This is a genomic window from Arthrobacter sp. MOO21, assembly GCF_057369995.2.
Genome location: NZ_CM170671.2, coordinates 621122 through 641373 on the forward strand (window position 1 = coordinate 621122; position 20252 = coordinate 641373).

Sequence of the window (20252 nt, forward strand, 5' to 3'; positions counted from 1 at the left end):
CATGGCGCAGGGTGAACACCCCTCCGGACTGGATGGCGGCAAGCTCCCAGGATCTTTCACCGGTCACCATCCTCGTGGTTGCTCTCGGCCTCGGCTTGGTGGCCTTCGTGGCCGTCCAGGCCATGCTTGGCTACTGGGTTGCTCTCGGCGCCTTCTTCATCCTTGAGGCCGTGGTGCTGGTGCTGGTGAGGCGGGATTTCCTGCGCAGGAATCGTACCCGGTCTGGTCCATCGTCCGGGGATGCGCGGAAGGACTCCTGATCAGCCGGCCGCAGCATCCTGGTCGGCGGAAGCCAGCGAGGAGACGATGCTGCCGCAGCCCTGGAGGAACATGCGGCGGCCGTGGCCGTCGTCGGTCCATACCCAGATGATGGAATAGTCTGTCGTGATGGCGTCCACGACCCCGGTGCCGGCAAGGGTTCCTTCGCTGTACCGGACACTGTCCCCCACTGCCAGGCGGGGATGCCGGACCCGTTTCCTTCGTGGCCGAAGGGTAGCGGCGGGCCCTACCATTGCCGTGGCTCCTGGACGTGGTTCTGTTGGTTGTGGTGCATGGGTGTTCCTTGCGTCGCGGGCGGATGGCCAGCTCATTACAACCCTGCCCGCTGCTCCAGGTCACGCACTCCTGCGTGGTGAAGCCAGACTACCCTGCGGCGGGGCGCGCATGCCCGCCCGGGCCCGGGCTACCAATTGTGACTGCCGGCCCGCACATGATCATTAGCGGTCGACGGCCGCGAGCAGTTGCGTTTCGGCGCGGTTCAGGTAGCCGGCAAGGAAGTTCGCTGCCGCGGCAGGATCCCCGGCCTCCAGGAGCTCCACGATCCTGGCGTTGTCCTCCACATAGGGCTCGTGGAAGGCGGGGTCGGCGGCCATGGAGTGGAACACCAGGCGCATCTCCGCGAGCACCTGGTCCATGAGCCCGTTCAGGCGCTCACTGCCGGCACGGTTGACCAGCGCACGGTGGAAGTCCTGGTTGGCGCCGGCCATGGCAGGAATGTTGCCCTTGGCGGCCGCGGCCCGGGCACGGCGGATGATCTCCTTGAGGGGGCCCAGCGGCGCATCCCCGGACCACAGCACTGCCGCGGGCTCCAGAAACCGGCGGACCCTGTAGATCTCGCGGATGTCTGCTGCCGTGGGGCGGGCCACGAAGACACCGCGGTTGGGGATGCGCGTGACGATATGCTCGGCGTGCAGGGCGGTAAACGCCTCCCGGAGCGTGTTGCGGGACACCCCCAGGGCTTCGCGGAGTGCTTCCTCGGCGAGCTTGGATCCGGGCTTCAGCTGTCCCGCCTCGATGCGGCTGCGGAGCTGCGCGGCAACCCAAAGCCCGGTTTCGGCGTGCTTGGTGGTCCTGGCCTCGTTCTGCAGATCAGCCAACACCTCGTCAAACGTCATGGCTCCACGATATAGGCCTCCGGCGGCGTGCCCGGACAACCGACAGGCGGTCGCTCGGGCGTCCCGGGAATGGGGCGTGGTGGTGTTTTAAATGTGGGAGGCCCCAACCGTGTGGTTGGGGCCTCGACCATGTGGTGTGTGTCCGGCGGTGTCCTACTCTCCCACACCCTCCCGGGTGCAGTACCATCGGCGCTGTGGGTCTTAGCTTCCGGGTTCGGAATGGGACCGGGCGTTTCCCCCACGCTATGACCGCCGTAACCCTTGTACCCGGACCGTCAGCCGTGGCTGGGGTTGGGAAATCTTGTGTGGTTACGACTTGCTGTCCTGGGACAGCATGGTGGTGTTGTTATTCAGTTAATTGGTTCCACCAGCAACGGGGGTTGTTGGTTGGGAACCACATAGTGGACGCAAGCAGAGTTTGTATGTTTCTGTGTGGTGTAAGTTGTTGGCCTATTAGTACCGGTCAGCTTCACGAGTCGTTAGTCCTCGCTTCCACATCCGGCCTATCAACCCAGTGGTCTGGCTGGGGGCCTCTCACACATAAATGTGTATGGAAATCTCATCTTGAAGCGAGCTTCCCGCTTAGATGCTTTCAGCGGTTATCCCATCCGAACGTAGCTAATCAGCGGTGCACTTGGCAGTACAACTGACACACCAGAGGTTCGTCCGTCCCGGTCCTCTCGTACTAAGGACAGCCCTTCTCAAATTTCCTGCGCGCGCAGCGGATAGGGACCGAACTGTCTCACGACGTTCTAAACCCAGCTCGCGTACCGCTTTAATGGGCGAACAGCCCAACCCTTGGGACCTACTCCAGCCCCAGGATGCGACGAGCCGACATCGAGGTGCCAAACCATGCCGTCGATATGGACTCTTGGGCAAGATCAGCCTGTTATCCCCGAGGTACCTTTTATCCGTTGAGCGACGGCCATTCCACAATGTACCGCCGGATCACTAGTCCCGACTTTCGTCCCTGCTCGAGATGTCTCTCTCACAGTCAAGCTCCCTTGTGCACTTACACTCGACACCTGATTGCCAACCAGGCTGAGGGAACCTTTGGGCGCCTCCGTTACTTTTTAGGAGGCAACCGCCCCAGTTAAACTACCCATCAGGCACTGTCCCTGACCCGGATTACGGGCCGAAGTTAGATGTCCAAAGTGACCAGAGTGGTATTTCAACGATGACTCCACCCGAACTGGCGTCCGGGCTTCAACGTCTCCCACCTATCCTACACAAGCCACTCCGAACACCAATACCAAACTATAGTAAAGGTCTCGGGGTCTTTCCGTCCTGCTGCGCGTAACGAGCATCTTTACTCGTACTGCAATTTCGCCGAGTTTATGGTTGAGACAGCGGGGAAGTCGTTACTCCATTCGTGCAGGTCGGAACTTACCCGACAAGGAATTTCGCTACCTTAGGATGGTTATAGTTACCACCGCCGTTTACTGGGGCTTAAATTCTCAGCTTCGCCGTGAGGCTAACCGGTCCTCTTAACCTTCCAGCACCGGGCAGGAGTCAGTCCGTATACATCGTCTTGCGACTTCGCACGGACCTGTGTTTTTAGTAAACAGTCGCTTCCCCCTGGTCTCTGCGGCCCCGATCCCCTCCCGGACGCGCAGTCCGTTCAAGGTTGGGGCCCCCCTTCTCCCGAAGTTACGGGGGCATTTTGCCGAGTTCCTTAACCATAATTCTCTCGATCGCCTTGGTATTCTCTACCTGATCACCTGTGTCGGTTTGGGGTACGGGCGGCTAAAACCTCGCGTCGATGCTTTTCTCGGCAGCATAGGATCACCAAATCCCCCCATACGGGGGTCCCATCAGATCTCAGGCATCATGAACAGCGGATTTGCCTACCGTTCGCCCTACATCCTTAGACCGGGACAACCATCGCCCGGCTCGGCTACCTTCCTGCGTCACACCTGTTAATACGCTTGCCTCCCGGGATCAGGTCCTGCGCTCCACCAAAACCCTTCACCCACAAGGGGTGTCGGGCAGGTTTCGGGCAGTTAGTATCCCCCGCTCAGCATGGGCGGTTTTTCGCCGGTACGGGAATATCAACCCGTTGTCCATCGACTACGCCTGTCGGCCTCGCCTTAGGTCCCGACTTACCCAGGGCAGATTAGCTTGACCCTGGAACCCTTGATCATTCGGCGGACGGGTTTCTCACCCGTCTTTCGCTACTCATGCCTGCATTCTCACTCGTGTAGGCTCCACCGCTGGTTTACACCGCGACTTCACCGCCCACACGACGCTCCCCTACCCATCCACACTCCTGAACCACAAAGGCTTAGAGATATGTGTGAATGCCACAACTTCGGCGGTGTACTTGAGCCCCGCTACATTGTCGGCGCGGAATCACTTGACCAGTGAGCTATTACGCACTCTTTTAAGGGTGGCTGCTTCTAAGCCAACCTCCTGGTTGTCTGGGCAACTCCACATCCTTTCCCACTTAGCACACGCTTAGGGGCCTTAGTTGGTGGTCTGGGCTGTTTCCCTCTCGACTATGAAGCTTATCCCCCACAGTCTCACTGCTGCGCTCTCACTTACCGGCATTCGGAGTTTGGCTGACGTCAGTAACCTTGTAGGGCCCATTAGCCATCCAGTAGCTCTACCTCCGGTAAGAAACACGCAACGCTGCACCTAAATGCATTTCGGGGAGAACCAGCTATCACGAAGTTTGATTGGCCTTTCACCCCTACCCACAGCTCATCCCCTCCATTTTCAACTGAAGTGGGTTCGGTCCTCCACGACGTCTTACCGTCGCTTCAACCTGGCCATGGGTAGATCACTTCGCTTCGGGTCTAGATCACGCCACTCACACGCCCTATTCAGACTCGCTTTCGCTACGGCTGCCCCACACGGGTTAACCTCGCGACGTAACACTAACTCGCAGGCTCATTCTTCAAAAGGCACGCCGTCACAGCTACAAGGCTGCTCCGACGGATTGTAAGCACACGGTTTCAGGTACTGTTTCACTCCCCTCCCGGGGTACTTTTCACCTTTCCCTCACGGTACTGGTCCGCTATCGGTCATTAGGGAGTATTTAGGCTTATCAGGTGGTCCTGACAGATTCGCACGGGATTTCTCGGGCCCCGTACTACTTGGGATACTCTCACAGGCGGCACAAACGCATTACGGTTACGGGACTAACACCCTCTCTGGCCGGCCTTTCAAAACCGTTCACCTATGCGCGCACATCACACCCCACCAGCCCGGCAGAACTGGTATGGAAAGTCCCACAACCCCGACCATGCAACGCCCGCCGGCTATCACACATGGAACGGTTTAGCCTGATCCGCGTTCGCTCGCCACTACTAACGGAATCACTATTGTTTTCTCTTCCTGCGGGTACTGAGATGTTTCACTTCCCCGCGTTCCCCCCACGCACCCTATGTGTTCAGGTACGGGTCACCAAGTCACTCGCGCGCTTAGCGGGGTTTCCCCATTCGGACACCCTGGGATCACAGTCCGGTTATCGACTCCCCCAGGCTTATCGCAGATTCCTACGTCCTTCATCGGCTCCTAATGCCAAGGCATCCACCGTGTGCTCTTAAAAACTTGACCACAAAGATCAAAAACAAAAAACACTCGAGAGAACCACAGAAACCGTCCCGCGCACCACAACCCCCACAAGGAGAGCCACAGCACACGAACCAGATCCAGGTTCATAATCTTGGAAATTGCTTCTTATACAAGATGCTCGCGTCCACTATGTAGTTCTCAAACAACAACCCCACACCACACACCCCACACACCAACCCCCCAAAAGGGATCAAACATGCGTGAAAGCGTCGCGGCAGGGAAACCAGAAACAAAGTCCCACACAACAACCCCCACCAGGAGAGCCGCCACATGGTCCTGTTGCCTCAGGACCCAACAGTGTGCCATAACCAACCACCAGGAAACCCGCCCCACCGTTCCAGAACCACACAAATGGTTCGTACTAGAGAAGAACAAGACACCCAGTGCCCGGCAAATTCGTTGATATTCCACCCATGAGCACCCGCCGCAGAACAGACGCCTGCGCAACGGGCTTGCTTCCTGACAACACCACACCACCGCATACACGATGAATGGTTGCTGTAGGTGCTCCTTAGAAAGGAGGTGATCCAGCCGCACCTTCCGGTACGGCTACCTTGTTACGACTTAGTCCCAATCGCCAGTCCCACCTTCGACAGCTCCCTCCCACAAGGGGTTAGGCCACCGGCTTCGGGTGTTACCAACTTTCGTGACTTGACGGGCGGTGTGTACAAGGCCCGGGAACGTATTCACCGCAGCGTTGCTGATCTGCGATTACTAGCGACTCCGACTTCATGGGGTCGAGTTGCAGACCCCAATCCGAACTGAGACCGGCTTTTTGGGATTAGCTCCACCTCACAGTATCGCAACCCTTTGTACCGGCCATTGTAGCATGCGTGAAGCCCAAGACATAAGGGGCATGATGATTTGACGTCGTCCCCACCTTCCTCCGAGTTGACCCCGGCAGTCTCCTATGAGTCCCCGGCCGAACCGCTGGCAACATAGAACGAGGGTTGCGCTCGTTGCGGGACTTAACCCAACATCTCACGACACGAGCTGACGACAACCATGCACCACCTGTAAACCGGCCCCAAAGGGGAAACCACATTTCTGCGGCGGTCCGGTCCATGTCAAGCCTTGGTAAGGTTCTTCGCGTTGCATCGAATTAATCCGCATGCTCCGCCGCTTGTGCGGGCCCCCGTCAATTCCTTTGAGTTTTAGCCTTGCGGCCGTACTCCCCAGGCGGGGCACTTAATGCGTTAGCTACGGCGCGGAAAACGTGGAATGTCCCCCACACCTAGTGCCCAACGTTTACGGCATGGACTACCAGGGTATCTAATCCTGTTCGCTCCCCATGCTTTCGCTCCTCAGCGTCAGTTAATGCCCAGAGACCTGCCTTCGCCATCGGTGTTCCTCCTGATATCTGCGCATTTCACCGCTACACCAGGAATTCCAGTCTCCCCTACATCACTCTAGTCTGCCCGTACCCACCGCAGATCCGGAGTTGAGCCCCGGACTTTCACGGCAGACGCGACAAACCGCCTACGAGCTCTTTACGCCCAATAATTCCGGATAACGCTTGCGCCCTACGTATTACCGCGGCTGCTGGCACGTAGTTAGCCGGCGCTTCTTCTGCAGGTACCGTCACTTTCGCTTCTTCCCTACTGAAAGAGGTTTACAACCCGAAGGCCGTCATCCCTCACGCGGCGTCGCTGCATCAGGCTTGCGCCCATTGTGCAATATTCCCCACTGCTGCCTCCCGTAGGAGTCTGGGCCGTGTCTCAGTCCCAGTGTGGCCGGTCACCCTCTCAGGCCGGCTACCCGTCGTCGCCTTGGTAGGCCATTACCCCACCAACAAGCTGATAGGCCGCGAGTCCATCCAAAACCACAAAAGCTTTCCACCAACCACCATGCGATGGAAGGTCATATCCGGTATTAGACCCAGTTTCCCAGGCTTATCCCAGAGTCAAGGGCAGGTTACTCACGTGTTACTCACCCGTTCGCCACTAATCCACCCACAAGTGGGCATCATCGTTCGACTTGCATGTGTTAAGCACGCCGCCAGCGTTCATCCTGAGCCAGGATCAAACTCTCCGTTGAAAACAAACAGACACAACCAAGAACCACGGAAATAACGCGGAACCAGGCTGCACAAAATTTGAAACCAGCTAAAAAACCATGCCAACCACGGGGTGGCGGCACAGCAAATTCAACCAATTCATAAAAAATCGGTATCAACAAACATGGCACACTATTGAGTTCTCAAACAACAGACACACCCGGCACCACCCAAACCAAACATTCAGGATCGCTCCGGAGCAACTTTCCAAACTTACCCGACCCACCAGCACTTGGCAAATCCACGTTTCCGCGACCACCAACACCAGGATCAGCCCCACCCACACAACAGCACGCTCAAAAGCGAACCATTTTCCAGGCCGTTCAGAAGGGGGTTTGGCCGCTATTTTTCCGCTTCAGCGGCGGCGACTCAGAAAACAATACACGCCCCACAACCCCACCGCAAATCCACCCTCCGGCGCCTCCGGTCCCCCGGAATTCCGCGGCAGAAGGGGCCATCGGGGCACCCCGCCGGCCCTCCGCCGTCGCAATGTCTTTGTGTGGGCTGCGGCACAGAAAGAGCAATGCCGTGGACACCTCCCGGAAGAGGTGTCCACGGCAGGATTCCCGAAGTCAGCTACTGACGCCAGCGGGATCGCGTATCTGTAGCCGACGGCTTACAGGTGTAGGTGGTCCCCTTGGCGCTTAGACCCATGGCCCCAGTCGGGGAACAAAACGCACCGGGGGTTACTCCGTCGACGGTCGCTTGCGCTTGTGCCGGTGCTTGGACCGGAGCGGGGACAGCCTTCTGGGCAGCTGCTTGCTCGGCGGCTGCCTTGGCAGCGGCATCCCGCGCGGCCTGGTCCGCGGCAGCCTTCGCCGCAGCGGCCTGTTCGGCAGCGGCCTTATCAGCGGCAGCCTTCGCCGCAGCGGCCTGTTCTGCTGCGACCTTGTCGGCTGCAGCCTTCGCCGCAGCGGCCTTCTCCGCAGCGATATCGTCAAGGCTCTTGACGCCAAGATGCACTGCGGAGCCCTTGGCCGCCTGTGCGCCGTTGGCGGGGTCCTGTGAAATCACCTGCCAGTTCTTCTTGACGATGACCGACTTGCCGTGGGCGGTGTCCACGGCCTCGACCTTGAGCCCGAGGCGTTCCAGCTGATCGGTCGCTTTGTCCAGGGTGAGGCCAACCACCCCGGGAACTGTGACGTTCTCCGTTGTCTGCGAAACAGCGGTTGCCGTGGCTGCCGGCTGCGTCGCCTCCTGCTTCCCGCCGCATCCAGTCAGCAGAAGCCCGGTCAGCACGGCCAGCGCCAGCGTCTTCTGCAACGTGCCGACGGCAGGTTTGGAACTTTCTTGCATGTTTCCCCCTGGGAATGGTTGTGATGGTGATGGAAGGACGTGGGCGCCGCTACTCGCAGGCAACGCCGTCGGAGTCACGGTCAAGTGCGGAGCGGTAGCCTGCCTGGCCGGCGTACAGCGGCGCAGCTCCCGCCGCCCGTGCCGCCGCGCAGTTGGCGTAGTAGGCAGCGGCCGGCGCAGGAGCCGGTGCAACAGGTGCCGGAGCAACAGGCGCCGGAGCTACAGGAGTGGCGGGAGCCACGGCAGCAGGGGCCGGAGCCGGTTCAATGACAGGTGCGGTCTGGTTTGTTGGCGCCAACTGCCCCGCGCAATCGCCCAGGATGCGGGCCATCGCGTCGTGTTCCGCCTGGGTGACCCACAAGCCGTACGTCGCCTTGACCGAAATCTGCCGGGCTACGTACTCGCACCGGAAAGCCTTGTTGGGCGGCAGCCAGGTGGCGGCGTCGCCGTCGCCCTTCTTGATGTTCGTGGGCCCGTCTGTCGCCTGCAGGTTCAATGGATCGTTGGCGAAGGCGGTCCGCTGCTCCACCGTCAGCTGCTGGGCACCCTTCTGCCAGGCATCGCTCAACGCCACCACATGGTCGATCTGCACGGCGCTGCTGGTGCCGGAACCGCGGACAAAGCTGATGCTCGTGCCCGTGTAGGGGTCGGCCAGGGTGCCCGACTGAACCTTGCAGGGCACGCTGTTCGTGTACGTGATGCCGGTCAGGTCCCGCTTGAGGATGTCGTTGCGGGTGTCGCAGCCGTTGCGGTCAACGTCCGCCCACGCCTGGCCGAACAGGGCACGGTCGTACCCCGTCTTCGGCGCCCGGCCCTTGATGGGAAGGGTGGCCAGCAGGTCCAGCGCCCTGGTGGCGTAGGTGGGCTGCGCGTTGGGCGCGGTGGCCGCAACGCCTGCCGCCAGAACGTACGGGGTGTCCGGGTCCAGCGGTTCGCCGGTTTCCTGCGCCGGCGGGGTCGGCGTCGGAGTGGACGACGGCGACGGCTTGGCTGGGGCGGTGGCGCTTGCCTTCGCGGTCGCCGCCTTGGCAGCGCTCCCGGACGACGCCGCCTCCAGGTCTGCGCTTGATACGTGCGGCAGGGCGATGCCCCCGCCGACCAAAAGGGCAAGGGACCCGGCAAGCGCGACGGCCCCGGCCTTGCGCCGGGCGGGTAGCCATGCCCAGGAGCGCCGGCCAGTGGCAAGAACGTACAAACCGGTGAGCGCAGCGGTGATGGCCAGGAAGATGAGCGCCAGGCCGATCCCCCTGCTCAGTGCGCCGAGGAGCATGAACAGGGCGGTGATGCCGCCGACGATGAAGGTGGAGGCACGGGGCTTGCGCTGCGGCTCCGGCCGGCGCGCAGGCGGAACAGACCGGGGAAGGGTTCGGTGATCGGACATTGTTTCCCCATTGATGCGGGCCACGAACAGGGCCCTGCATTTGCCGGGCCTGCTGCTAAGCCCGACAAACTTGTTGTCCGGAGCCTATGTCCTGTTCAGGGCGCCTTCGCCCCGCTTCCGCATTCCTCAGCCAACATTCAGCCACTCTTGATGCAACCTTGAGGAACCGTTGCATATTCGGGCTTCGGCACTTAATATTCCGGCGCAAAACCAAGTCCGGACAAACGCGGGACGGGACATCCCATTCCCAGCCGGATGCGTCAAAGCTAAAGTGGCCCGCATGCAGATGCGCCTCGAGGTTGTCCAGGTCCCGGTGTCCGACGTCGACAGGTCGAAGGCGTTCTACACCGAAAAACTCGGCTTCGTCCTGGACCACGACGTGGAGCACATTCCCGGGATGCGGGTGGTCCAGCTGACGCCTCCGGGTTCCGCGGCTTCGATCGTCATCGGCACGGGTATGACCGCCATGGCACCGGGCAGCCTCGAGGGGCTGCAGCTTGTAGTCCCGGACATCACGGAAGTCAGGAACGAGCTGGTAGGGCGCGGCGCGGCCATCAGCGACATCCAGGACCTTGGGGGCGTCCTGTTCGCCTACTTCAGCGACCCCGACGGCAACCGCTGGGTGGTGCAGGAGCAGACGCCGCCAGCAGTCCGCGGCGCCTACAAACCGTAGGCAGCCACAGGCAACGCGGGCGGGCTACTTCCCGGCGGGGGGCGCCGTCGAGCCGCGCACCACCAGTTCGGTGCCCAGCTCGATCCGCTGCGGCAGTTCCTCGTCCCCGTCCAGGTGGCGGAGCAGCGCCCGCATAGCCGTTTCGGCCATCTGCACCACCGGCTGGCGAATGGTGGTCAGCCCGGGCTCCACCCACTCGGCGGCAGGAATGTCGTCGAACCCGATGATGGACAGATCCTCCGGAATCCGGAGCCCTGCAGCCCGCGCCGCCCGGTAGGCGCCCAGCGCTTGGTCGTCATTGCCGGTGAAGATCGCCGTGGGCCGATTTGGCAGCTCCAGCAGCTTGCGGGTGGCGGCCTCGCCGGCTTCGATCGAGAAATCGCCCGGCACCATGAGCGCCGGGTCCAGGGCAATACCGGCCCGGCGGAGCGCCGCACTGTAGCCGTCCTCGCGGGCGCTGCTGCACTGCAGGTCCTCGCGCCCGCCGATCATGGCGATCCTCTTGTGCCCCAGCTGCAGCAGGTGGTCGGTGGCCGAGTAGCCGCCTTCCCAGTTGGCCGCGCCCACCGTCATCAGGTCCGGACCGGGCTGGCCCACGGGATCGATCAGCACCACCGGGATTCCCAGTGACTTGACCCGTTGGATCTGTTTGGCGTCCAGCTGATACACCGCCATCAGCAGGCCATCGGATTTCCGCTCGGCCAGGTTGGCCAGCCATGGCCGGATCCTGGAGCCGTCCAGGTTGAGGCTGCTCACCACGGTGCCGTACCCGGCGTCCTGCGCCACGCGCTCCACGCCCTCGATGATCTCCAGCGCCCACTCGGAACCGAGGCCGGGGAACACGAGGTCCACCAGGCCGGCCTTTTGCCGGCGCTTGGCAGGCCGGGCGTAGTCCCGCCGGGCGATGATCTCCTCCACCCGCGCACGGGTCTCCGCCGCCACGTGGGCGTGCCCGTTCAGGACTTTGGAGACCGTGGGGACGGAAACGCCGGCCTCCCGGGCGATCTCGCTGATCGTCGCGCGCCTGGTGTCCTGCTTGCTCACCACGGAAACCACCTCTCAACCGGACTCGCCGGCGCTAGTTATCGGAAAGTTCCCACGTCTGGATCCGGCCGCACATGCCGTAGATCCTGCGGTTTTCCCGTTTTCCCATGGTAGTTCTGGCGTCGGCCAGATAGAAACTTTCTGCCGTGTCCAGCGCCGCCAATTGCTGCCGGGTGGCCGCTGCCTGCCGGGCCGCTCCCCCGGCCAGAAGTTCCGCCCACTGCCCGGTCCTGGCCCTGACCAGCCGGGCAGCCGCCGCGTGGAAGCCGGCCAGGGCGTCCGGCCCGGATTCCAGCACGGCCTCCTTGAGCGAAAGGTACCCTTCCAGCGCCAGGTCACGACGGCGGCGGGCGGCTTTCTCCCCAGCGGCCAGTCCGGCGTCGGCGTCCTTGTGCTCCAGGGCGGCAGCGCGGTGGTACGTTTCGGTGTCCGCAAGGTACTCCGGCGGGAAGGTCATCACAGCGTCGCCATGCTCGGGCAGTCCCGCGTTCTGCATCACCACCAGGACCTTCAGGTCGCCGGAATCATTGATGGCCCTGTGCACGGTCCCGGGGGTGAACCACAGGACCACGCCCGGGACCAGCGGGGTGGATGTGTAGCCGCGGGAGTCCAGGGTTTCAAGACGTCCGGAACCGGACAGCACCACGTAGGCCTCCGTGGAGGCGGTGTGCACGTGCGGGGAGCCGCCTGCGGCGCCGTCGGCTCCGGGCCAGTCGTAGATGCTGATCTCGGACAGTCCGGTGGCGCCCGGAAAGGTGGACCCCACACCTATGCCCAGCTGTTGAGTGCGGCCTGCGCGGCATCCGCCAGCCGCTGCGCACGTTCGGCGTCCACGCCGCCGTCGGCAATGACCACGGCGTAGCGGTACATCAGCGGCGAGCCCTCCCGCAGCGGCACCTCCGCGCTGAAGAACGGTGCCGAGCCCAGGCACGCGAACATGGACGACCTGGCGAACCACTGGTTGGGTGCTCCCGGGTTGCCCGCGTCTTCCACGAACGCAATGGTTGAGGACCGGCAGCTCCCGTCGTGTGTGCCGGTGAAGGCGATCCACGGCGAGCGCGTGCCCATGAATTCGTCAGTGCCCGTGCCGTCCTGGTTCCGGAACGTGCCGCCGGTGAACGAGCGGGGGCCGCGCCAGAACAGGCCCCCGTAGCCGGCGTTGTGGCGGCCCTCGGTGGTGGGGCTGCCGATGCTGATCTCCTCGCCGGAGATGTTGCTCATCCGGGTCTCGAAGAGGATGGCGTACGCACCCCCGGCGTGGCTGCCGGCTTCTCCTTCCAGCAGTTGAATGCCGAAGCGGCGGCTCTCCGCAATGACGGGCTCCCCTTCCTGCGAGGTCCAGGTGAGGGATTCCGAGGCGGTGATCCCGGCGTCGGACTGGTCGATCCCGGTGAAGGACCCGTGGGCCATGGCGCCGTTGTTGTCCAGGTTGGCGTACTCGGTTGCGCGCGTGTAGGTGGCGCCGCCCCAGAAGTTGTGCCTGCCGACGTTCGGCAGTGCCCAGGAAAGTCCTTTGTGCCAGACGTGGTCCCACGGGCGGGAAATCGTGACCTCGTCCCCGCCCAGGGTGGTGAGCGGGTGGAAAAACGGCCGGGGGCTCTCGTACTGGTCATCGGCCGGTCTGTAGGTATAGGTGGCGATGGGCCGGCCGTTGGCGGTGAAGGTAAGGGCTGCTCCGTCATCGTCGAAGCTGAGCCGGCCCACGGTGGCTGCCCGGGGAGCGGCGCTGGCTGGTGTGGTCATGGGGATCTCCTTGGAAGTTTGGGGGTCAGGCGCGGGCGGAATCGAAGGCGGTTTCGTTCAGGGCTGTGGCATCCAGGACCTCGGTGCCGAGGCCGCCGCCGTCCATGCCGCCGTAGAAGGGGTGTCCGGGAACGATCACCCCGCGCCGCACCGGCTGGCCGGTGAACGCCGAAGCGTAAATTGCGGCAGCGAGTTCCAGCGTCTGCCGCGCGGAGTCCGCTCCGGCAGGAAGGGGACGGCCGGCGTCGAGCGCGTCATACATCGCCAGGAACTGGGCGCTGTGGCCGCTGCCGCGCTCCAGCGGTTGCGCGGCCCAGGCCCCGGCCACCTGCACCTCGTGGCCGGGCGCGCCGGTGATGGTCCAGTTGTCGGTGCTGTAGCCGTAGAGATGGCTCAGCTCCACGGTGGCGAATTCGCAGTCGATCCGGATGTCGGAAGTTTCCCGGGGCGAGAGCAGGGAGTTGACGATGGTGGCCACGGTCCCGTTGCGGAACCGGACCAGCGCGGCGGACAGGTCCTCCGTGGAAGTGGCGCGTGCCTGCCGGCCGGCGACCGCCGTGACCTCCTCCCAGGGGCCCAGCAGGTGCAGCAGCAGGTCGAACTGGTGGATGCCGTGGCCCAGGGTGGGCCCGCCGCCCTCGGCACTCCACGTGCCGCGCCAGGGCAGGTCCCAGTAGCTGTCCGGGCGGTACCAGAGGGTGTCGCAGCGGGCCACCAGGGGACGGCCGAATTCCGCCCCGCCGATCAGCTGCTGCGCTGCCGCGGAAGCATCGCCGAAGCGGTGCTGGAAAACGCAGGAGAATTGGGCGCCGCCCTTCACCTGCGCCCTCTCCAGCCGGTCGAAGTCGGCAAGGCTCAACGCAGGCGGCTTCTCGGAGAGCACGTGGACCCCTGCCTCAAGGCATTCGATGGCCTGGTCGATGTGCAGCATGGGCGGGGTGCACAGGTGCACGATGTCCGGCCTTGCCTCCGCCAGGAGGTCCGCGAGGTTCAGGTACCTGCCGGGAATGCCCTGCGCGTCCGCGAAGGCGTCCAGCCGGCCCTGGTCCACGTCGCAGGCGGCCACGAGTTCGGCACGTCCACCCGTGCGCGCCAGGTTGTCCGCGTGTACCGCCGCGATGCCGCCGGTTCCTACGAGGGCCACTTTGTACGTCCGCATGTTCTCTCCGTCTTTGCAGTAATCGCCTGTTGAAGCGGGTGGAAGAGACGCGCGCAGAGAAAGTTTCGATCTCACGCTTGAACTTTCGGAGCATCCCTTGGCCGCTGATGTCGGCGCCCGCTCTCAACCGTAGGAACGCCACGACGGAAGAGTCAAGGGAATTGGGCCTAGAAACTAAACAAAAGTTTCTGATACTTTCTTAGAAAACACTTCCCCACTGCGAGGAGACGCCCGTGACCAGCGGTGCCGCCGAAAAGCAAGCCCCACCCATCCACGCGTCCAGCGAAGACGCCGCCCGCGCCGCCGGACGTCCCTCCGTGGAAGACCTGGTCCGGGACATGACGCTGGAGGAAAAGCTGGCTCAACTGGCGGGGGTGTGGGTGAACGCGTCCACCGACGGCGATTCCGTGGCGCCGCTCCAGAACGAGATGGTTGGCGACGCCCGGTCCTGGGAGGACGTGATCTCCTCCGGGCTCGGCCAGATCACCCGGATGTACGGCACCGTTCCGCTGGAACCGCTGGAAGGCGCACGCCGGCTGGCGGCGGCGCAGGAACAGATCATGGCCGCCTCCCGGTTCCGGATCCCGGCGCAGGTGCATGAGGAATGCCTCGCCGGGCTGGCCGCCTGGAAAGCCACCGCGTTCCCCGTGCCCTTGGCCTGGGGTGCCACCTTCAACCCGGTCCTGGTGCACCGGATGGCCGGGCTGATCGGCACCCAGATGCGCGCGCTCGGCGTCCACCAGGGCCTGGCGCCGGTACTCGACGTGGTGCGGGACCTGCGCTGGGGCCGGGTGGAGGAAACCATCGGCGAGGACCCCTACCTGGTGGGCACCCTGGCCAGCGCCTACGTCTCGGGCCTGGAACAGTCCGGGATCGTGGCAACGCTCAAGCACTTCGTGGGCTACTCCGCGTCCCGCGCCGGCCGCAACCACGCTCCGGTGTCCATGGGGCCGCGCGAACTCGCGGACGTGATGCTGCCGCCGTTCGAGCTTGCCATCAAGCACGGCGGCGCCCGCTCCGTGATGCACGCGTACACGGACACCGACGGCGTCCCGGCCGCCGCGAACCGGGCCCTGCTGACCGCCCTGCTGCGTGACGAGTGGGGCTTCGCCGGGACGGTGGTGGCTGACTATTTCGGCGTCGCATTCCTGAACGTCACACATGGCGTCGCCGCCGATTCCGGCGAAGCCGCCGCCCTTGCCCTGGCGGCCGGGGTGGACGTGGAACTGCCCACCGTGAATTGCTACGGCACTCCGCTGCTCAAGCGCGTCCGGTCCGGCGCGGTTCCCGAGTCGCTGGTGGACACCGCGCTGCGCCGCGTGCTGCGGCAAAAGGAGGAAGCGGGACTGCTCGCACCCGACTTCAGCCCGGCTCCCCCGGTTCTCGCCGCCGGATCAATCGACCTGGACCCGGCGCCGAACCGCGCCCTGGCCCGGGAGATCGCAGCCCAGTCGCTGGTGCTGCTCACCAACAGGACGCACGACGGCGGGCCGTGCCTGCCGCTGCCCGGCCCGGCAACGGCACGGCCCGGGTCAGCCGGCCACACACTGGGCGTCGTGGGGCCCCTGGCCCAGGATCCGTTCGCGATGCTGGGCTGCTACTCGTTCGACGCCCATGTGGGTGCTTCCCATCCCGACGTGCCCATGGGCATCCGGGTTCCAACGGTGGCCGGCGCTGCCACCGAACGCTTCGGATCGGTCAGTACAGCCTCAACCGGAACCTGCGAGGTGATCACCGAGGAACAAATCCTCGAGGCGTGCGGCATCGCCGCGTCCGTGGATACCTGCGTGGTGGTGGTGGGCGACAACGCCGGCCTCTTCGGCCGGGGTACCTCCGGCGAAGGCAACGACGCGGCAGACCTTCGGCTTCCCGGCGACCAGCACGCCATGCTGGACCGGGTGCTGTCCGCAGCCGGGGCAGCCGGGACGCGCGCCGTCGTCGTGGTCCTGAGTGGGCGTCCTTACGCCCTGGGTGACTTCGCCGGGCGGGCCGGGGCAATCGTCCAGGGTTTCTTCCCGGGCGAGGAAGGTGCCGAGGCACTGTGGGACGTGCTGACCGGGGCGGTGAACCCGTCCGGCAAACTGCCCGTCTCCGTGCCACGCACCTCCGGCGGCCAGCCCGGCACCTACCTGCACAGCCGCCTGGCCGGCAGGACAGAGGTCAGTGCGCTGGACCCGTCCCCGCTGTTCGGCTTCGGCCACGGCCTGTCCTACACGACCTTCGAATTCTCCGACCATGCGTCGGGTTCGCCCACGCTGTCGACGTCGGGCACTGTCACGGTTGGCTGCACGGTCACCAACACCGGTGCCATTGATGGCGCTGAAGTGGTGCAGCTGTACCTGGAGGACCCGGTGGGCGAGGTGGTCCGGCCCCTGCGGGAACTGATTGGCTACGCCCGGGTGGAACTCGCCGCCGGCGCCTCGGCCCGGGTGGAGTTCACGGTGCACGCGGACCGGACGTCCTTCACCGGCGTGGACCTGAAGCGGGTGGTGACGCCGGGCTTGGTGAGGCTGCATGTGGCGACGTCCAGCACCGCCGATGTCCACACGCACGAGGTGACCCTGCACGGCGAGCGCCGCGTGGTGGGCTTCGAACGGGAGATGCTGACGCCGGTGGCGGTGACCCCGCAGTAGGGGGCCCTAACCGGCGGTGAAGTTCTCCTCCACGAGGCGCAGCAGCGGCCGGGAGTTCAGGCAGGTCAGGAACACCACGGCGCCGGCAATCACCGGCAGCAGGAACGCGGTGGTGGCCAGCAGCAGCGTGGCGGTGACAAACAGGATCCCGGCGTTTCCGAGGGCCACCCGCTTCTGCGCGCCGAAGCTGTACAGCGACAGGCGGAGCAGGTCCCGGGTCCGGAACGAGAACCGGGAAAGCAACAGCAGGGCATGCAGGGCTGCGGTGGCCACCAGCAGGGCCAGCACCAGCAGCGCCAACCGGAGGGCGGGCTCAGCGGGGCTCCCCGGCCCGACGGCGGCGGGCAGCGCGGTGAGGCTGGCCGCGGTCACAGCCAGGACGAGCAGGTACGGAAGCCAGACCCGGACGGCCTGGCCAAAGTTCACCCGCCAGCCGCGGATGAAGTCCCGGAACACCCCGGTCCCGTGCCCGGCCAGGAGCCGGTTGAATGCGTAGCTGCAGGCCGCCAGCGACGGCCCGAGCGGCACCAGGGCGGCCAGCAGCACCCAGCTGCCGGCGGCAGGAGCCAGCAGCAGCGCCGGCACCAGCAGCAGGTTCGCCAGGACCAGGAGGGCCGAGCCCATCATCACGCCGGCCACGGCGCCGGCCACCCTGAACAGGGGGCCGGCACCGTACTCCGCCTTCTTCTGAACCACCTACAGCCTTTCGGTCACGGCGGAAGTCCCCGGGCCGCCGTCGTCCGCCCTATTTCTTGTCCGCGTACGCCTTGTACGCCTTGTTGGCCAACTCTACGTATTTGCCCATGCCCTTGCTGTCCAGCTCCTTGAGATAGGCATCGAACTCGGAGAGGGGCCGCTGGCCGGTGATGAACTTCAGCGTGTTCTGCTTGACGTGGTCCTTTAGCGGAGTGAGCACCAGCGTGGCCTGCTCGCGGTCAGCATCGGTGTACGGCACGGGCGGGGAAACCGGCCGCGGCTTCTTGCTCTTCATCGCCTTCTGGAACGCCAGCTCCTCCTCGTTGAAGGTGGACTGGAGCAGGTCGGTGGTGCCGCCGTAGGCGAAGTTGCCGCCGGAGAACCCGTAATCCACGCGCAGGTCCTTGGTGCCTGCGGGGTTCAGGCCCTGGAAGTTGATGTCCTTGGCCAGGACACGCTTGCCGCCCTCCTTGGTGTAGGTGGTGCCCTCGACGCCCCACTTGGCGAACTCCTGGCCGGCGTCGCTGTAGAACAGCCAGTCGATGTACTGCATCAGCGCCACGAAGCTGTCCTTGTCCTTGACGGAGGAGTTCAGCATGATGCCGTTCTCCAGGCGCGATCCGCCGATGATGTCGCCCGCCGGACCACCGGGGACGGTGATCTTGCGGACGGCGAAGTTGCCCTTGCCCAGGGACTGCTCCATGGACGTGCGGTAGGTGATGATGTTCTGCGAGTTGGCGCTGATCACGAACGACTTGCCCGACGTGAACTTCTGGATGGCCGAATCGTCCGTCTGCGTGAAGCTTTCCGGGTCCATCAGCCCTTCGGACACCAGCGAGTTGAAGTACGTCACGAGGTCCTTGAACTGGCTGGTGCCGGCGCCGAAGGTGAACTCCTTCTTGCCCGCGTCGAAGCTCAGGCCGTCCACCAGCCCCCAGCCGGCCACGGTGCCGAAAGCGGTGCCGGCAATGTTCAGCACGCTGTTGCCGTTGAACCGGTCGGAGAAGGGCACGACGTCGGGGTGGGCCTTCTTGAGCTTGCGCAGCACCTCGCGGAACTCGTCCCAGGTCTTGGGCTCGGCAATGCCTTCCTTTTCCAGGATGTCGGTGCGGAAGGCCAGGGTGTAGTCAGGCCAGAGTTCCTCATGCAGACCGGGGAGGACGTAGTACTTGCCATCCGCCTGGGTGAGGCCGGCGATCTCCGGTTCCAGCTTCCACTTCTTGATCTTGTCCTGGTAGTGCGGCATCAGGTCCACGTAGTCGCTGACCGGCAGGACAGCGCCGGAGGACACGTAGGCGCTCTCCTGGCCGGGGTAGGTCTTGGCGATGATCTCCGGCGCCTTGCCGGAGCTGATGAGCAGGCTGCGCTTCTGCTCATAATCGCTGAACGGCACCACGGTTGTTTCCAGGGTGACGTTGTTGTCGCTGGCCATCTTGGTGAACAGCAGCCAGTCCTTCTTGATGGGGTAGGTGGGCTGGTCGCTGAAAAGGAACGTGAAGCTCAGCGGCGTCGTCGCCTTGAACGTGTCCCCCACCCCGAAGCTGTCCATCGCGCCGGTGCGTGCCTTGGAGGTGTCCACCGTGCTGCCGGAATCGGAGTCACACCCGGCCATGACCAGGCCGAAGGTTGCGAGCGCGGACAGGCCGAGGAAGTCTCGTCTGCGGATCATTGTTTTTCCTTTCATAACGGGTTATTCCTTGACGGAGCCGAGCATGACGCCCGAAAAGAAGTACTTCTGGACAAAGGGGTAGACGCACAGGATGGGGATGACGGTGAGGACGATGGTGACGGACTGGATGTTCGCGGCGATCTGGCCCACGTTCTCCGCCGTGCCGCCGGCAGATCCTGCCGTGGTGACGCCGGCGATCATGTTGCGCAGGTAGATGGTCACCGGGAAGAGGTCCGGGTTGTCCAGGTAGAGGAAGGCCTGGAACCAGGAGTTCCAGTTGGCTACCGCGTAAAACAGCACCATGGTGGCCACGATGGCCTTGCTCAGCGGCAGGACCACCTTGAACAGGACGCCGTACTGGGTGAGCCCGTCAATGGCCGCCGCCTCTTCCAGCTCCCTGGGCATGTTCTCGAAGAAGGACTTCATGATCAGCAGGTTGAAGACGCTGATGGCGTTGGGCAGAACCACCGCCCAGAGCGTGTCCCGCATGCCCAGCGAGGTGATGAGCACGTAGTTGGGGATCAGGCCGCCGTTGAAGAACATGGTGAACACGGCGATGCCGATGAACACGCTGCGGCCCTTCAGGTCCTTCTTGGCGATGGCATACGCGAAGCTGGTGGTCAGGACCATGGAGATGGCGGTGGCCACCACCGTGTAGAGGACGGTGTTGCCGTAGTTCCGCCAGAAGGACGAGTCCGCCAGGATCAGCCGGTACGTCTCGGTATTGAAGCCCTTGGGGAAGAGGTTGACCTGGCCGGCGTTGATGAACCCCTCGCTGGAGAAGCTCTGCGCGATGATGTTCAGGAACGGGTACAGGGTCAGGAACACCACCACCAGCAGGAAGACCAGGTTCACCCCCCGGAACACGCGCATGGCGTTGGAGACTTTCATGTCCTTGACTAGGACGCCGGTTTCTTTCATGGTTGTCC

14 protein-coding genes and 3 rRNA genes are annotated in these 20252 nt (G+C 63.9%); 3 read left to right on the forward strand and 14 right to left on the reverse strand.

Translation table 11 applies throughout. The features are described from left to right. The first annotated feature begins 11 nt into the window (after positions 1 to 11). Positions 12 to 260, forward strand: a complete 249-nt coding sequence (locus AC2JAJ_RS02785; RefSeq protein ID WP_486414344.1) for a hypothetical protein — start codon at positions 12 to 14, stop codon at positions 258 to 260. On the opposite strand, the gene AC2JAJ_RS02790 is transcribed toward AC2JAJ_RS02785, so the two are convergent. From AC2JAJ_RS02790 to AC2JAJ_RS02820, 7 genes are all read right to left on the reverse strand, one after another. Continuing rightward, positions 261 to 512 (reverse strand): hypothetical protein, encoded by a 252-nt coding sequence (locus tag AC2JAJ_RS02790; protein ID WP_501053347.1) that lies wholly within the window; start codon positions 510 to 512, stop codon positions 261 to 263. Between the two features lie 204 nt (positions 513 to 716). Next, positions 717 to 1394 carry an FCD domain-containing protein gene (locus AC2JAJ_RS02795; RefSeq protein ID WP_501053348.1) on the reverse strand — a complete coding sequence of 226 codons (678 nt, stop codon included), beginning with the start codon at positions 1392 to 1394 and terminating at the stop codon, positions 717 to 719. A gap of 140 nt (positions 1395 to 1534) precedes the next feature. Next, positions 1535 to 1651: ribosomal RNA gene (gene rrf, locus AC2JAJ_RS02800) — 5S ribosomal RNA — on the reverse strand. A gap of 175 nt (positions 1652 to 1826) precedes the next feature. Beyond that, positions 1827 to 4955, reverse strand: a 23S ribosomal RNA gene (locus AC2JAJ_RS02805). Positions 4956 to 5488: 533 nt separating this feature from the next. Next, positions 5489 to 7010, reverse strand: a 16S ribosomal RNA gene (locus AC2JAJ_RS02810). The 16S, 23S and 5S rRNA genes sit together here, the layout of an rRNA operon. 595 nt (positions 7011 to 7605) lie before the next feature. Further along, positions 7606 to 8325 (reverse strand): PASTA domain-containing protein, encoded by a 720-nt coding sequence (locus tag AC2JAJ_RS02815; RefSeq protein WP_221386983.1) that lies wholly within the window; start codon positions 8323 to 8325, stop codon positions 7606 to 7608. 49 nt (positions 8326 to 8374) lie between these two features. Then, on the reverse strand, positions 8375 to 9706 hold the full coding sequence (locus AC2JAJ_RS02820) for a GmrSD restriction endonuclease domain-containing protein (RefSeq protein ID WP_486414341.1): 1332 nt from the start codon (positions 9704 to 9706) through the stop codon (positions 8375 to 8377). 280 nt (positions 9707 to 9986) lie between these two features. On the opposite strand from AC2JAJ_RS02820, the gene AC2JAJ_RS02825 reads away from it, so the two are divergent. Next, a complete protein-coding gene (locus tag AC2JAJ_RS02825) occupies positions 9987 to 10379 on the forward strand; it encodes a VOC family protein (RefSeq protein WP_473693618.1) in 393 nt (130 codons plus the stop codon). Positions 10380 to 10403: 24 nt separating this feature from the next. Here AC2JAJ_RS02825 and AC2JAJ_RS02830 read toward each other — a convergent pair whose 3' ends face one another. The 4 genes from AC2JAJ_RS02830 to AC2JAJ_RS02845 are packed head-to-tail and all read right to left on the reverse strand — an operon-like array spanning position 10404 to position 14325. Further along, complete coding sequence (locus tag AC2JAJ_RS02830) at positions 10404 to 11426, reverse strand: substrate-binding domain-containing protein (RefSeq protein ID WP_501053349.1); 1023 nt, start codon at positions 11424 to 11426, stop codon at positions 10404 to 10406. A gap of 31 nt (positions 11427 to 11457) precedes the next feature. Further along, positions 11458 to 12189, reverse strand: coding sequence for a cupin domain-containing protein (locus tag AC2JAJ_RS02835; RefSeq protein WP_486414340.1), 732 nt, complete (start codon positions 12187 to 12189; stop codon positions 11458 to 11460). 2 nt (positions 12190 to 12191) lie between these two features. Beyond that, complete coding sequence (locus AC2JAJ_RS02840) at positions 12192 to 13166, reverse strand: DUF6807 domain-containing protein (protein WP_486414339.1); 975 nt, start codon at positions 13164 to 13166, stop codon at positions 12192 to 12194. 25 nt (positions 13167 to 13191) lie between these two features. Next, positions 13192 to 14325 carry a Gfo/Idh/MocA family protein gene (locus tag AC2JAJ_RS02845; protein ID WP_486414338.1) on the reverse strand — a complete coding sequence of 378 codons (1134 nt, stop codon included), beginning with the start codon at positions 14323 to 14325 and terminating at the stop codon, positions 13192 to 13194. 233 nt (positions 14326 to 14558) lie between these two features. Between AC2JAJ_RS02845 and AC2JAJ_RS02850 the strand changes: the two genes are divergently transcribed. After that, entirely contained in the window at positions 14559 to 16958 is a 2400-nt protein-coding gene (locus AC2JAJ_RS02850) for a glycoside hydrolase family 3 N-terminal domain-containing protein (protein ID WP_501053350.1), read from the forward strand. A gap of 6 nt (positions 16959 to 16964) precedes the next feature. On the opposite strand, the gene AC2JAJ_RS02855 is transcribed toward AC2JAJ_RS02850, so the two are convergent. The 3 genes from AC2JAJ_RS02855 to AC2JAJ_RS02865 are packed head-to-tail and all read right to left on the reverse strand — an operon-like array spanning position 16965 to position 20244. Then, positions 16965 to 17654 carry a DUF624 domain-containing protein gene (locus tag AC2JAJ_RS02855; protein ID WP_486414336.1) on the reverse strand — a complete coding sequence of 230 codons (690 nt, stop codon included), beginning with the start codon at positions 17652 to 17654 and terminating at the stop codon, positions 16965 to 16967. 49 nt (positions 17655 to 17703) lie between these two features. Beyond that, positions 17704 to 19338: an ABC transporter substrate-binding protein gene (locus tag AC2JAJ_RS02860; RefSeq protein WP_486414335.1), complete on the reverse strand. Its 1635-nt coding sequence runs from the start codon at positions 19336 to 19338 to the stop codon at positions 17704 to 17706. Positions 19339 to 19344: 6 nt separating this feature from the next. Then, on the reverse strand, positions 19345 to 20244 hold the full coding sequence (locus AC2JAJ_RS02865; RefSeq protein ID WP_221386993.1) for a carbohydrate ABC transporter permease: 900 nt from the start codon (positions 20242 to 20244) through the stop codon (positions 19345 to 19347). Positions 20245 to 20252: the final 8 nt, after the last annotated feature.

Coding starts and splice junctions, on each gene's coding strand:
- AC2JAJ_RS02845 (WP_486414338.1), bottom strand. CDS start 14,325: ATGCGGACGTACAAAGTGGCCCTCGTAGGAACCGGCGGCATCGCGGCG.
- AC2JAJ_RS02795 (WP_501053348.1), bottom strand. CDS start 1,394: ATGACGTTTGACGAGGTGTTGGCTGATCTGCAGAACGAGGCCAGGACC.
- AC2JAJ_RS02815 (WP_221386983.1), bottom strand. CDS start 8,325: ATGCAAGAAAGTTCCAAACCTGCCGTCGGCACGTTGCAGAAGACGCTG.
- AC2JAJ_RS02860 (WP_486414335.1), bottom strand. CDS start 19,338: ATGAAAGGAAAAACAATGATCCGCAGACGAGACTTCCTCGGCCTGTCC.
- AC2JAJ_RS02820 (WP_486414341.1), bottom strand. CDS start 9,706: ATGTCCGATCACCGAACCCTTCCCCGGTCTGTTCCGCCTGCGCGCCGG.
- AC2JAJ_RS02825 (WP_473693618.1), top strand. CDS start 9,987: ATGCAGATGCGCCTCGAGGTTGTCCAGGTCCCGGTGTCCGACGTCGAC.
- AC2JAJ_RS02865 (WP_221386993.1), bottom strand. CDS start 20,244: ATGAAAGAAACCGGCGTCCTAGTCAAGGACATGAAAGTCTCCAACGCC.
- AC2JAJ_RS02790 (WP_501053347.1), bottom strand. CDS start 512: ATGGTAGGGCCCGCCGCTACCCTTCGGCCACGAAGGAAACGGGTCCGG.
- AC2JAJ_RS02840 (WP_486414339.1), bottom strand. CDS start 13,166: ATGACCACACCAGCCAGCGCCGCTCCCCGGGCAGCCACCGTGGGCCGG.